Source organism: Algibacter lectus, assembly GCF_900112395.1.
In the GTDB taxonomy this organism is placed as follows: domain Bacteria; phylum Bacteroidota; class Bacteroidia; order Flavobacteriales; family Flavobacteriaceae; genus Algibacter; species Algibacter lectus.
The window spans coordinates 51,088-65,804 of record NZ_FOLN01000007.1 but is presented as its reverse complement, the minus strand read 5'-3'; the positions used below and the strand labels follow the sequence as shown (position 1 = coordinate 65,804).

Below are 14,717 nucleotides of genomic sequence, written 5' to 3'. Positions count from 1 at the left end.
AAAATGGCAATCTCAATTGTCATCAACCTATATACCACTAGAATTATTTTGAGTGCGTTAGGAGTTGTTGATTTCGGAATTTTTAATTTACTAGCGGGTGTAATTGCTTTATTATCTGTTCTCAACATCTCGATGTCGACAGCAACTCAGCGCTATATTTCTTTTCATCTTGGCGCTGGACAAATTAACACCTTAAAGTCTGTTTATAAAACTAGTGTAACTATACACCTAGTATTAGGTTCACTTATTGCTTTAATACTAATTGGTGCTAGTTTTTTTATATTCGATGGTTTTTTAAACATCCCGGCAGACCGTATTACAACTTCTAAATATGTTTATTATTTTATGGTTGTTAGCACGTTTTTCACCATTAACTCTGTACCAAACGATGCTGTTATAAATGCTCGAGAGAATATGCTTCTCGACTCTATCATAGGTATTATTGAATCTATTTTAAAGTTAGGTATAGCCATTATAATAAGTTATTCAGATTACGATAAATTAATTTTATATAGTTTCTTAATAGCGCTTTTAATTATTTTAATAAGAGTTTTTAAATGGTTTTACTGTCTTAGAAATTATCAGGAATGTAAAATTAGCTATAGAGGAAAATTAGATTTAAATCTTTTAAAAGAAATGAACGGTTACGCTGGGTGGAACTTATTTGGTGCCGTTTGTGCTTTAGGAAAATCTCAAGGTTTAGCCATTTTATTAAATATCTTTTTAGGTACAGTTGTTAATGCGGCTTACGGTATTGCAAATCAGGTAACCTCTCAACTCGTGTTTTTCTCAACCTCAATGCTTCGAGCTATTAATCCACAAATCGCTAAAAGTGAAGGTGCTGGAGATAGAGAAAGAATGATTCGCTTATCGATTATAGCGAGCAAATTTGGCTACTTCCTCTTAGCCTTTGTAGCCATTCCTATTATGTTCGAATTGCCTACTATTTTAGACCTTTGGCTTAAAGATGTTCCACAATATACCGTTACATTTTGTACGTTAATTATTAGCGCAATTATGGTAAATCAACTCACTGTTGGTGTAGATTCTGCTATACATGCTACAGGTAATATAAAACTTTACATGCTAACCGTGGGTTTAATTAAGCTAACAATATTACCCTTTGGTTACTTACTTCTAAAAATGGGATACTCTTCATCTCACGTTTTATTTAGTTATGCTATTATTGAAGGCATCGCAGGATTATCAAGACTATGGATTTTAAAAAAGAATTTAAATATAAATTATAACTTTTACATCAAAAATGTTTTAGTTAAAGTATTGATTCCAACCATAATTTTAATAGGTTATTTAATTGTTTTTACATATAATTTTAAATTCAATAATCGTTTTCTTTTCACTTTACCTTCTGGAGCCTTATTCTTTTTAATTGCTACGTATTTCTTTGGGATTAACTCCAATGAAAAAAACCTTTTAAAAAACTTTTTAACTCAATTAACAAATAGATTTACCAAGTAATTATGCGCGGAATTTTAAATAAAATTTGGATGAGGTTATACTGGTTTTTTAAAGTCGGTATCCGTTTTAAATTATCAAAGACTAGCATTAAGGCTTATGAGAATTCGTCGATTGCAATCTCAAAAAACGTTAAAATTAAAAACTCTCAAATTACGGTTACTAAAGGTTCTAAGTTAATTATAGAAGAAGGTTCTGTTATTGAAAACACAAAATTACACCTTAATGGAGATTTCGTTATAGGCAAAAACAATATAATAAGTAATGGCTATGAACTCAAACAAAAATTAATCTTTATCGATGGTAACTTTAAAATGGGTGATTATAATAGGCTTCGATGCGATATTTTTATTCGTTTTAAAGGTGATTTAACTATTGGAGATTATAATAACATTAATGAAGAAAGTGAAATAAGAGTAGACGAAAAAATCAAAATAGGAAGCTTCAATCAAATTTCATACAAAGTCCTTATTTGGGATACCAATACACATAATATTTATAAAGCCGAAGTTAGAAGAGAAATCACTAAAAACAACAAACTACCTTATTTTGGATTTGAACACGAAAAACCAAAAACAAAACCTGTTGAAATAAAAAACGATTGTTGGATAGGTAGAGAGGCTTCTATCATGAAAGGTACAACCATTAATAGTAAATGTATCGTTGGGTTTAGAACTATTATTATCAACAAAGTATTTGAAGAGAACAACACCATAATTGGTAATAACGAAATTCGTGTCATTAAAAATGATATTTAATATCTAACCTGCTGAATTCTTAAAACAAATAATGAATAAAAAAGTACGCTATATAGCTCTCGCAGCCATTTTAATTATAGCCATAGAGCTTATAATGAGAATACATTTTGGTTTTTGCGATACCGTTTTAATTAAAGAAAGTAAAAATTATGAATATATCGCTAAACCTAATCAAAATCGCTTTCGCTTTGGAAACCATATAAAGTATAATAAGTTCTCAATGAGAAACGAGGAAATTGATACAGCTTCAATTAAAATACTAGGCTTCGGAGATTCTGTTATAAATGGAGGTACTCCAACTGATCACGACTCATTAGCCACATCATTTTTAAGTAAAACCTTAACCTCCTTTTGTAATAAAAAAGTTCAATTTTTAAATATCTCAGCAGGAAGTTGGGGACCAGACAATTGCTTTGCTTACCTAAAAGAACATGGTGATTGGAACGCTAAATCTATATTCCTTTTTGTAAGCTCTCATGATGCCTATGATAATATGAATTTTGAAAAAATTGTTGATGTAAATAAAAGCTATCCAAGTAAACAATATTCATTGGCCCTTTATGAATTAGTAGATAGATATATTCTACCTAGATTAACAAGCAAATTTGAAAAATCAACTACCTCTACGGACAATTTGGGCATTAACAAAAAAACAGAAACAAGTATTTTCAACACAGGTTTTAGCGCTTTTCATAATTATTCTAAAGAGCAAAACATACCTCTAACTATTTATCTGCATGCAGAAAAAGAAGAGCTAAAATCTAAAAACTATAATAAACATGGACAAAAAATTATAGAATTTGCAAGAGTAAATAATATCCCTATAATTCTAGATTTAGAGAACGGACTCCAATTATCAGATTTTCGGGATGGCATACATATAAATAATAAAGGCCAAAAAAAATTAGCTAATATAATTACTAAATATCTTAAACAGAAATCTCATCTACTGGCACAGTAATCATACTCCTTTAAATTAAAGCCATTCAAAATAATAAATAGCAAAAAATGAAAAACATTCTTGTTTCTATACTTATTCCCATTTACAACAGTGAAGAATGGATTTCTGACACCTTAATGTCTTGCCTTAACCAAACACACAAAAACATTGAAATTATCTTGGTAGATGATGGGTCTACGGACAACAGTTTATTAGAAATTTCTAAAATTAAAGATTCTAGAGTAAACGTAATCTCTCAAGCAAACAAAGGTGCATGCACAGCAAGAAATTTAGCGCTTAAAAACTCTAAAGGTGAATGGGTCCAATTTCTAGATGCCGATGATATTATGCATCCGCAAAAAATAGAATTTCAATTAAAAGCAATTATAGAATTTCCAAATGCTAATTTTTTAGTTTCAGATTTGAAAAAATTCACGGGATCTTTAAGCGAAATAGACTTAAAATCAACAAGCATTGATCCAAAATTCTCAAAAATAAGCAGTGAAAGTTATATTTATAATTCGGGGTACACCTACCCTATAGCTATTCTGTTAAAAAGAGAATTGATAACCAATAACCTATTATGGCAAGAAGACTTGATAGTTAACCAAGATAAAATGTTCTTTTTACCTATAATTGTAAAAGTTAAGAACATCGTAATGGTAAAAAATGCATTATCTTTTTATAGAACTGCTAATACTAAAAGTATTTCAGGCACCATTACCTTAAAAAAAGCGGAGGTATTGTTAGAGACATATAAACAAATAGCACATTTACTTAAAGAGTCTTACACAGATAATAAAACATTAATACCAATAAAAGAAAACCTTTGTTTAAATTATTATGGTTCGTTTTCCAAAACAAATCACCTGAGAGCATCAACCTCTCTTTTAATTAACGAATTAGGAGGATGGACTATTCCTAGAAATTTATCGAATAAATATAATTTTGCGTCTAAAATACTAGGAATAAAGACTGTTTTGCGCCTTAGACACTTAAAAACTGTTTTGTTTAAAAATTAACTATGAATATCTTATTTATTTCTAACAACTTCCCTCCCATTTTAGATGGTGTAGGAGACTATACATATAAGCTCACTCAAAATCTAGTAAGTCAAGGTTTTGAAGTTTCTGTATTATGTTCTGAAAAAAGGGAGATAATTAATAGTAAAGAAAAATTTAGTTTAGAAGACATAACAGTACTCCCGATTGTTAAAACATGGGATTCTAAAGGATTAAAAGAGGTTAAAAACGTATTTAAAGATAAAACTTACGATTATATAAGTTTACAATATGTACCCTTTGCTTTCAATAAAAAAGGCTTACCTATACATTTAGGGAGAAACTTAAAAAATATTTTCCCGAATGCCAATTGTCACATTATGTTCCATGAGCTATGGGTTGCCATGGAAATTGGTGCCTCGTTTAAATCTAAAATTCATGGTTACATACAAAAAAATTTAATTAAGGGTTTAATAAAAACATTAAAACCTGCCTTAATTAATACACACTGCAACCTTTATAAACACCAGATTAACCAATTAGGTTATAGCGCGACCATTTTACCGCTATTCAGTAATATGCTAAAAAGCCAACAGATTGCTCCTCATATTGAAAGTCATAAAAAAACAAATACTATTGTACTATCTATATTTGGCAGTATCCATTATGGAGCACCTGTAAGCCTTTTTTTAGATGAACTTTTACAGGTTACGCAAAACGATTCCAATAAGTTTGCCAAAATAAAATTTATTTTTATTGGTAATTGTGGTTTACATATAGAAGAGTGGACTCGTGCTTTAAGAAACCGTGATATTGAATTTGAAATTACCGGTAAATTAAGTGAGCATGATATTAGCAATTACTTAAGCATTACAGATATAGGAATCACTACAACGCCATATGTATTAGTAGAAAAAAGTGGTACTGTAGCAGCTATGATGCAACACGATTTAAACGTTATTTGCGTTGCTAGAGATTGGAATGTAGAGGCGTGCAAAATTAACCATAGTACTAATTTGATTGGTGTTAAAAACTATCAAAACGGAACTTTAGAAAAAATAATGAATACACCAAACACTTTAGTTTATAACGACGTATTAAACGTGAGCAAACAACTAATACGTGAATTAAATAAAGATAAATAAATGGCAGCACTAACTTATCTTTGGAAAAATAGATCGAGACATCCTTTTTTGAGTAAAAACTATTTAAAATCTTGGGCTAAAAGAGCTTTAAACGCCAGACAACTTTTTTTAAGAAATTTAAGGCGATTTAAATTGGGAACGAAGGGAGCATTAATTTCAAAAACAGCAGAAGTTGGTAAAATTTCTATATTGGGAAAAAAGCATAATTTAATAATTGGAGATTTCTCCTTTTTAGGTAGAGTAAAAATAGCACTTCACGATAAAGTAGATATAGGAAACTATGTTTGTATTAACGATGGTGTAGAGATATTAACCGCTTCTCACGATGTGCAAGACCCGCAATGGACACAACACTCCAAACCAATAACGATAGGCGATTATGCCTGGGTTGCAACAAATGCCATTATACTACCTGGTGTTTCCATTGGTAAAGGTGCGGTAATAGGTGCAGGAGCAGTAGTAAGTAAAAACGTGGAGCCCTTTAGCATTGTTATTGGCAATCCCGCAGTTATATTACAAAAAAAGCGAAATAAAAACTTAACCTATAACCCATGTGAGTTTGTTGCGGCAAACAGAGCTTGGCTATATTAATAGAGCACGTGAATTTAAAAAAAACACTAATCTTTTTTTATATATGGGTCCTTTTAGAAGGTATCTTAAGGAAATGGGTTGTCCCAGGCTTAAGTAATGCTTTATTCTTAGGCAAGTTAGTGTTTTCTATTTATTTTGCTTTTGTTCTAATAAAAACGAACCGAAAAAAAATACTGCAAGACAAAAACATTATTATAGCATTAACCATTTACATGCTATTTCTTTGTTTTTCTTTTTGCCTGGGAGCATTAAATTTCGGACCTATTGTGCCTATTTTAGGTTTAAGTGTACACGTCGCTTATTTCCCTTTGTTCTTCATGATTCCACTAGCATTAAAAACAAAGCAAGGCTTATTTAAATTTCTAAATTTCTTAAATTTCATTATTCTACTTGTCTTCATTTTAGGTATCTATCAATATACTTTACCTCCAGATCATTTTTTAAACAAATATGTAGCAGAAACAGAATATATATCACAAGTTGGTAACGCCGTTAGAATCACAACCATATTTCCTTATATTACACTAAGTCAATATTACATTGTATTTACAGCATTATTAAGTTTCGCTCAATTCGTTCTAAATTCAGGCAATAAACTAATTGTAAGTATAAATGTTATTCTTGGAGTAGCTTGTGTTTTTATGACGGGGTCAAGGTACTCACTTGGCTTTTACATCTTCACTTCAGTTTTATTTTTAATGTTAGCAAAGCCTTTTAAAGTTATCAGTTTTAAACAATTTGCCCGCATATTTATAGTTTTACCTGTTCTTGTTCTGATAGGTCTTCAAACTAGCTTTTTTCAAAATTCTCTAGAAAATTTTCAATCAAGAATTAATAACTCTGACAGTAGTGAAGGTCGGCTACTTGAAATATTTACACCCTTTAAATTTTCTGAAACTGCTGGTTTTTTCGGACATGGTTTAGGCGTAACAGCAAGTCCTGCTCAAAGCTTTATATATGATCGATCTAGTTTACCATCATACTGGGAAGAAGAATCTGAGCGTATAGCCATTGAGCAAGGTATGCTCGGTTTCATAATACTTGTAATCTTTAGGTTTACAGTATTACTCTTTTTATTTAAAGTGATGAACCGAGAAAAAGACAAAAAATTACGAGGTCTATTACTGTTCTTTTTTATATACCAAATACCTGCAGTTTTAGTTATGTCTCAAACAAACTATGCCTATATAGAAAACATTATATACTGCTCACAAATAGGCGTTTTATTATTTATTGCTGCTCGCCAAAAACAAAGATATATAGATGAAAGTTATAGTATCTAACCCTGTAAAACAGCATACAAATAAGCTTTGTATTGCTTTACTTAAGGATAATTATTTATTGTGTTTTTTTACTAGTATTTGGTATAAAAAAGACCATACGCTAATAAAAGTGTTATTAAAAACACCTTTAAAAAAATTAATAGATTCTATTTTTAAAAAGCGTTTTGATAAAAGCTTACCACCAAAGTTTGTTAAGCAATACCCAATGCATGAATTGTTTCGACAACTAAAAACAAAAGTTCCCTTTTACAATAATACAGAACTAGATAGCCTTTATGCTGAAAACAAGTTTGATTTGTTTGTTACAAAAAAAATAAAAAAGCTAAATTTTAATGTGTTTATAGGTTACGAAAAATCTTGTTTAAACAGTTTTAAACAAGCTAAAAACAAGAACGCTATAGCTGTACTCGACTTAGCACAAGTACATTATAAATATATTGGTTATTTAAGAGACAGGTACCCTATGTTTAAATCCATACAAGAAGACCATATCTATAATAAAGCCGCATCTACAAAGCAAAGTGAATATGACCTTATGGATCATGTAATAACACTTTCTACTTTCGCTAGAGATACCATGATAAATTACGGTATCGAAGAAAAGAAAGTCCATGTAGTTAGTTTAGGCTTTGATCCTAAATCATTTTCACCTAAAGCTTCATACAACTTAGATAAAACAGCACCAATAAAGCTATTGTTTGCAGGCACGATGACCAAAAGAAAAGGTGTGCATTTATTATTTGAAGCCATGGAACATCTTGATAACGTGGAGCTAACTTTAATAGGCCCTATGGCAGATGCCAGAGACCTTATTGAAAATAACAAAACCAAATTCAAGTATTACCCGTTTATGCATCATGAAGAACTTGCAGATAAATTTAGAGAAGCCGACTTGCTTGTTTTCCCTTCTTATTTAGACAGTTGGGCTATGATTGTTTTAGAATGCATGGCTTGCGGTACACCAGTAATTGTAACCGAAAATACAGGTTCTAAAGATGCTGTACTGAAAGGCGGAGGAAAAGTAATCCCTGTTGATGATGTAGATGCGATAATCACATCTGTTAAAGCATACCAAAATAATAGAATTTTATTAAAAGAGGATGGATTAAAAGCCTATGATACGGCACAAAACTATACTTGGGATAATTACTATGAGCAACTTAATACTTTAATAGAAAACATTTCTCATGCTGGTTAATTTCATTTTCAGAAAAAGAGGTCCTAGCCATAATAGCATTGAAGAGTTGTTTGCTTCAATAATAAAAAATCTCCCTAGTGATGTTGCCGTTAATATTGTGGAATTACCCCATGGAGGTGCTTCTTTAAAAGCTGTTTTTCTAAATATTTGGCATGTTTTATCGCTTAAAGGCATTATCCATATTACAGGCGATGTACATTACATTGGTATCATCCCCTTTAAAAAAACCATATTAACGATACACGATGTTAACTCGATTATAAAAGGGACTTCTATTAGAAAATTTATGTTTAAAACCTTATGGTTTACCTTACCAGGTTTATTTGTAAAAAAAATAACGGTAATCTCAAAATTTTCAAAACATGAGGTGTTACAAGTTATTCCATGGGCAAAAAACAAAACAGAAGTTATCTATAACCCTGTTAACCCATTGATAGAAACTAAACCTAAAGACTTCAATGCTAAACAACCTACTATTTTACATATAGGGACTAAGGCTAATAAAAATTTAGAAAACACCATTAAAAGTTTACAACATATACCATGTAAACTTGTTATAGTTGGCCCGTTAAGTAAAAACGATAAAGATATATTAGAACTATATAAAATAGATTTTTTAAACTACACAAACATAGCATATAAAGATATTGTGGCCTTGTATCAGGACTGCGATCTTGTAAGTTTTGTTTCGTTATACGAAGGTTTTGGAATGCCAATTATTGAGGCGCAAAAAACGGGACGCGTTGTAGTAACAAGCCAAAGAGCTTCTATTCCTGAAATTGCAGGAGATAGTGTATGCTATGCAGACCCTTTGAATGTTGAGGATATGCAAAAAGCCTTTAAAACAATTATAGAAAACAACGACAGGCGAAATAAGTTAATAGACTTAGGCTTCAATAATGTTGAACAATTTGAAGTCAAAAAAATAGCTTCGAAATATTTTAATTTATACAAAAAGATATAAGCTTTGAAAATTAATCATGTTATAACTTCCATAGATATTTCAACCGGAGGACCAGCGCGAAGCGTAACCCATTTAATTTCGGAAATGTTATCTCTGGAAAGTAATATAAAAATTGATTTAGAGACCCTAAAAAGTCCTGAACCAATTTTAAACAGCTTTAACACTCCTAATGGAAACGTTTATTTTCATGACTTCGAAAAACTAGGCCTTTCTAAAAGCCTAAAAAACAGTCTAAAAAAATCGGAAGCTCATTTATTACACGGTCATGGATTGTGGCAAATGCCAGTGCACCAAATGGCTAAAATGGCAAGAGAACGACATATACCATACATTATCACACCTAGAGGCATGCTAGAACCTTGGTCTTTAACGCAAAGTCCGCTAAAAAAGAAACTAGCTTTAAGTTTGTTTCAAAAAAAGGATTTAGATCATGCCGCTTGCATACACGCTACTGCACCAATGGAAGTAAAAAGCATTCGTGATTTAGGATTTACAAATCCTGTAGCTATGATACCTAATGGCATTGATTTAAAAGCTTTTTCAGATACCATTCCGAATAAATCTAAAACTCCTAAACGCATTTTATTTTTATCACGAATTCATAAAAAAAAGGGCATTGAAAATTTAATTGAAGCTTGGAAACAATTAAACCCTGAAGTAAAGCAAAATTGGGTCATTGATATTTACGGAAATGGAGACACTGCTTATATTGAAGAACTAAAAACGCTTATAAAAAAATCTAATCTAGAAAACCAAATACAAATTAAAGCACCAGTATTTGGGGAAGAAAAACTTAAAGTATTTAGAGCCGCTAGTTTATTTGTACTGCCAACGTTTAGTGAAAATTTTGGTATTGTAGTTGCTGAAGCTTTAGCCTGCTATACACCTGTAATAACCACAAAAGGTGCGCCTTGGGAAGCCTTAGAAACTTACAACTGTGGAAATTGGATTGATATTGGTGTTAAACCTCTTGTTGAATCTTTAAACCAGATGTTAGTAAAATCTCCCGAAGCCTTATTGGAATTAGGAATAAATGGAAGAAAACTAGTTGAAGATCAATTTAGCATGAATGCGGTAGCTAAGCAAATGCTAGAACTCTATAATTGGATTTTAAATGATGGTGATAAACCTAAATATGTAGATGTTGTATGAATAAAGTAGATCTATCAGAATACAAAAACAACTTTAGTCGTAAAAATCAAATCGCTCGATTATTATGGTCTGTAGTTTGGTTGCTTTTTGCTCGCCCTCTACCAAGACGCTTAGGTAACGGGTGGAAATTATTTTTATTAAGACTTTTTGGTGCAAAAGTACACGCCAAAGCTGTAGTATATTCATCTGTTAGAATATATATGCCTTGGAACTTAGAAATGCATGAATACTCGTGTTTAGCTCCAGAAGTAGATTGCTATAATGTTGATAAAATTACCATAGGCGCACATGCTACCGTATCACAAAAAACATATTTATGTGCTGCATCTCACGATATTAACAAAAAAGATTACCCTTTAATTACCGCACCAATTACTGTAAAAGACCAAGCATGGATTGGCGCTGCTGTTTTTATTGGTATGGGAGTAACTATAGGTGAAGGAGCCGTTGTAGGAGCAACAGCATCTGTATTTAAAGACGTAGAACCGTGGACTATTGTTGGTGGAAACCCAGCTAAATTTATAAAAAAAAGAAACATTGACTAATATGAGTAAATTACCGATTACCGTTGTTGTATCCGTAAAAAATGAAGAACTGAATTTACCCCATTGTTTGGAGAAATTAAGTTCGTTTTCAGAAGTTATTGTTATTGACTCTCAAAGTACAGACAAAACGCCAGCTATAGTGAAGCAATTTGGTTTTAAGATTGTAGATTTTAATTGGGATGGAAAATTCCCTAAAAAGCGAAATTGGACTTTAAGGAATGTTGACCTAGAAAATGATTGGATTTTATTTTTGGACGCCGATGAATTTTTAACCGATGCGTTTATCAAAGAAATAGGCGAAAAAACTAAAGACTCGAACTTTAAAGGGTTTTGGCTGAACTACAACAACTACTTTATGGGTAAGGAGTTGAAGCATGGCGATAAAATGAAAAAACTGGCTTTGTTCAAAAAAGATTCGGGAGAATATGAGCAAATTCAGGAAGATTCATGGAGCCATTTAGATATGGAAGTGCACGAACACCCCATTATTGATGGTGAAATTGGTAAAATTGGAAGCCCAATTATACACAAAGACTACAAAGGTTTAGAGCATTATATAGCACGCCATAACGCCTACTCTACTTGGGAAGCTAAGCGTTACTTGTTTTTATTAAAAACAGGATTTAATGATTTAACGAAAAGACAAAAAATTAAGTATCAATTTATTAATAGCGGCTTATTACCTATGATATATTTTATGGGTTCTTTCGTGTTAAAACTCGGGTTTCTTGATGGACTTGCGGGCTATCGCTTGGCAAAATATAAAGCGAATTACTTTTTTCAAATACAAACTAAAATTGCAGAATTAAAACATACAAAATGAAAAAAATTTTAATTACCGGAGGTGCTGGTTTCGTAGGGTCTCATTTATGTGAACGTTTACTAAACGAAGGAAACGATATTATATGCTTAGATAATTATTTTACAGGATCTAAACAAAACGTGGTACATCTATTAGATAACCCATACTTTGAATTAGTTCGTCATGATATTACGCACCCTTACTTTGCAGAGGTTGATGAAATCTATAATTTAGCATGTCCAGCTTCGCCTGTACATTACCAATACAACCCAATAAAAACAATAAAAACATCGGTACTTGGCGCTGTAAACATGTTAGGTTTAGCCAAACGTGTTAATGCTAAAATACTACAAGCAAGTACAAGTGAAGTTTATGGTGACCCAAAAGTACACCCACAAAAAGAAGATTACTGGGGAAATGTTAACCCGATTGGAATAAGGTCTTGTTACGACGAAGGAAAACGTTGCGCAGAAACTTTATTTATGGATTATCATATACAAAATGAAGTCGCTATAAAAATTATTAGAATTTTTAATACTTACGGTCCTAATATGAACCCTAGTGATGGCCGTGTAGTTTCTAACTTTATTATGCAGGCTTTACGAGGCGAAGACATCACCATTTTTGGTGATGGTTTACAAACACGCTCATTTCAGTATGTAGATGATTTGGTGGAAGGTATGATTAGAATGATGAACTCGGAACCAGAATTTCTAGGCCCAGTAAATCTTGGAAACCCTAATGAGTTCACTATGTTAGAGTTAGCAGAAACTGTGATAAAATTAACAGGTTCTAGCTCTAAATTAATATTTATGCCGTTGCCTAAAGATGATCCAAAGCAACGCCAACCAGATATTAGCTTAGCTAAAGATAAACTAAATGGATGGCAACCTAATATTCAACTAGAAACAGGCTTAATAAAAACCATCGACTATTTTAAAACCAAACTGTAAATAGTTTATAAACTATGAAAGTATCAATAATAACCGCCACTTATAATAGTGAAGCTACGATAGCGAGTTGCATGCGTTCTGTAATGGAACAGACGTATGCTTCTATAGAATATGTGATTATCGATGGTAACTCTAGCGATGGCACTTTGGATGTTGTAAAACAATTACAGGCAGAATTCCCGAATATCGAAGTCAGTATACTATCGGAACCAGATAAAGGGATTTACGATGCCTTAAACAAAGGTGTTAAACGTGCTACAGGTGATGTTATTGGTTTTGTACATTCCGATGATATGTTAGCACAAACCACGACAATTGAACACCTTGTAAACATCTTTAAAACTGAAAAAACTGACGGTGTGTATGGTGATTTACAATACGTGAACAAAATTGACCCAACCAAAGTGATTCGCCATTGGGAAAGCTGTGCCTTTGATAAAAAACTATTGAAGAAAGGTTGGATGCCAGCACACCCAACCTTGTTTTTAACCCGTGAGGTCTATAACAAACACGTCGGCTTTAATTTAACCTATAAAATTGCTGCGGACTACGATTTTATTTTACGCGTTTTTAAAGACGACACTTTACGTTTTGCTTATTTACCTGAAGTGATTACAAAAATGAGAGCTGGTGGCGCTAGTAACCGTAGTTTAAAAAATATCATTATAAAATCTAAGGAAGATTATAAAGCCATTACCTCTAACAACATTGGCTCCTTTGGTACCATTATCCAAAAAAACGTATCGAAACTGAACCAGTTTTATAAAAAGGGTTAATTCATTTTCCAAACCTGCTAACCAAAACATAAACACATGCAAGATCCCCTCTCAAGCTTAATATTTTTGAGTATTATAAGCGCCATATTTTCATTTGGTCTGGTAAGCTATATTATTCCCAAAATTATTTTTATGGTGAATTTCCATAATTTAAACGAAGTCCCAGGTGAACGTAGTTCGCACACCAGAGCAACCCCAACCATGGGTGGGCTCGCCTTTTTTGTAACCTTGGTACTCAACTTGTTTTTGTTTAAACCGGTAGATACAGAGTATATTGGGCTGAATTTAGCAGCAGCTATCACCATTATATTTATTGTGGGCTTAAAAGATGATTTAGCGGTATCAACTCCCAGAGCCCGTGTAATTGTCGAGATATTCGCCATCTGTATTGTGTTTCTACATTCCGATTTTCATACCACTTCATTAGCTGGCTTTATGGGGATTCATGAAGTGCCTACGGTAGTTTTAGACGTCCTACATGTTATTATCGCACTTACCATTATTAATGCTTACAACCTTATTGATGGTGTCGATGGCTTGGCTTCTACTCTAGGTATTTCCATTTTCTCTATGTTTGGACTTATCTTTTTAACTATGGGTTTAAACTATTACTTTTTAATATGCGTGAGTCTTATTTGTGTTTTATTAGCCTTTATGCGCTATAATTTTTCCCATGAGAAAAAAATATTCATGGGCGACACGGGGTCTTTAGTGATTGGGTTTTGTATAGCCATATTAGCTTTAAAGTTTTTAACCATAGACACTAGCTTGTTTAAACGCTTTACCTTTGCCCCACAAAACAAATTGTTAATTGTTGCCGCCATTTTAGCGGTACCACTGTTTGATATGATGCGTGTTATTGGGGTGCGTCTGCTAAAAAAACAAAGCCCGTTTACAGCCGACAGAAACCACATTCATCACATATTATCCGACTTAGGGTTAGAACATTACAAAATAGCCATACTATTAGGCCTATTAAATTACACCTTAGCGATTATTCTTATTTTTTTCGCTTCAATTTTTAACTCTTTTCAAATGATGTTTATCTTGCCGATAATTTTCATTTTACTTTTAGGGATTTTCCATAAACTGAAATTGCTTTCTTTAAAAAAAATAAATAACTAATGAACCTC

The 14,717-nt window shown here is 32.2% G+C and carries 15 protein-coding genes; all 15 read left to right on the top strand.

Features of this window, described 5'->3' with window-relative positions:
• Positions 1-3: 3 nt before the first annotated feature.
• The 15 genes from BM246_RS13165 (at position 4) to BM246_RS13095 (ending at position 14,709) form a co-directional block, all read left to right on the top strand.
• Entirely contained in the window at positions 4-1,479 is a 1,476-nt protein-coding gene (locus BM246_RS13165; protein ID WP_139221895.1) for an MATE family efflux transporter, read from the top strand.
• Between the two features lie 2 nt (positions 1,480-1,481).
• Entirely contained in the window at positions 1,482-2,234 is a 753-nt protein-coding gene (locus BM246_RS13160; RefSeq protein ID WP_074938515.1) for an acyltransferase, read from the top strand.
• Between the two features lie 31 nt (positions 2,235-2,265).
• Complete coding sequence (locus tag BM246_RS13155) at positions 2,266-3,195, top strand: hypothetical protein (RefSeq protein WP_074938514.1); 930 nt, start codon at positions 2,266-2,268, stop codon at positions 3,193-3,195.
• A 47-nt stretch (positions 3,196-3,242) separates the two neighbouring features.
• Positions 3,243-4,196, top strand: a complete 954-nt coding sequence (locus tag BM246_RS13150; RefSeq protein WP_074938512.1) for a glycosyltransferase family 2 protein — start codon at positions 3,243-3,245, stop codon at positions 4,194-4,196.
• Between the two features lie 2 nt (positions 4,197-4,198).
• On the top strand, positions 4,199-5,320 hold the full coding sequence (locus BM246_RS13145) for a glycosyltransferase family protein (protein WP_074938511.1): 1,122 nt from the start codon (positions 4,199-4,201) through the stop codon (positions 5,318-5,320).
• Positions 5,321-5,911: an acyltransferase gene (locus BM246_RS13140; RefSeq protein WP_074938509.1), complete on the top strand. Its 591-nt coding sequence runs from the start codon at positions 5,321-5,323 to the stop codon at positions 5,909-5,911. It abuts the gene before it with no gap.
• A gap of 8 nt (positions 5,912-5,919) precedes the next feature.
• The gene (locus BM246_RS13135; RefSeq protein WP_139221894.1) at positions 5,920-7,194 is read left to right on the top strand and encodes a hypothetical protein; all 1,275 of its coding nucleotides are present in this window, start codon (positions 5,920-5,922) and stop codon (positions 7,192-7,194) included.
• Positions 7,175-8,392, top strand: a complete 1,218-nt coding sequence (locus BM246_RS13130; protein ID WP_074938506.1) for a glycosyltransferase — start codon at positions 7,175-7,177, stop codon at positions 8,390-8,392. Before BM246_RS13135 ends, BM246_RS13130 begins: the two co-directional genes overlap by 20 nt.
• Positions 8,382-9,356, top strand: a complete 975-nt coding sequence (locus BM246_RS13125; RefSeq protein WP_074938504.1) for a glycosyltransferase family 4 protein — start codon at positions 8,382-8,384, stop codon at positions 9,354-9,356. The genes BM246_RS13130 and BM246_RS13125 overlap by 11 nt, the downstream gene beginning before the upstream one ends.
• 3 nt (positions 9,357-9,359) lie before the next feature.
• The gene (locus tag BM246_RS13120; protein ID WP_074938503.1) at positions 9,360-10,508 is read left to right on the top strand and encodes a glycosyltransferase; all 1,149 of its coding nucleotides are present in this window, start codon (positions 9,360-9,362) and stop codon (positions 10,506-10,508) included.
• Positions 10,505-11,053, top strand: coding sequence for an LbetaH domain-containing protein (locus tag BM246_RS13115; protein ID WP_074938502.1), 549 nt, complete (start codon positions 10,505-10,507; stop codon positions 11,051-11,053). Before BM246_RS13120 ends, BM246_RS13115 begins: the two co-directional genes overlap by 4 nt.
• 1 nt (position 11,054) lies before the next feature.
• Positions 11,055-11,876, top strand: a complete 822-nt coding sequence (locus tag BM246_RS13110) for a glycosyltransferase family 2 protein (RefSeq protein ID WP_074938500.1) — start codon at positions 11,055-11,057, stop codon at positions 11,874-11,876.
• On the top strand, positions 11,873-12,808 hold the full coding sequence (locus BM246_RS13105) for a UDP-glucuronic acid decarboxylase family protein (RefSeq protein ID WP_074938497.1): 936 nt from the start codon (positions 11,873-11,875) through the stop codon (positions 12,806-12,808). Before BM246_RS13110 ends, BM246_RS13105 begins: the two co-directional genes overlap by 4 nt.
• Before the next feature lie 14 nt (positions 12,809-12,822).
• Positions 12,823-13,584 (top strand): glycosyltransferase family 2 protein, encoded by a 762-nt coding sequence (locus BM246_RS13100; protein WP_074938495.1) that lies wholly within the window; start codon positions 12,823-12,825, stop codon positions 13,582-13,584.
• 132 nt (positions 13,585-13,716) lie between these two features.
• Positions 13,717-14,709, top strand: coding sequence for an MraY family glycosyltransferase (locus BM246_RS13095; RefSeq protein ID WP_074938492.1), 993 nt, complete (start codon positions 13,717-13,719; stop codon positions 14,707-14,709).
• The last annotated feature ends 8 nt before the right edge of the window (positions 14,710-14,717 follow it).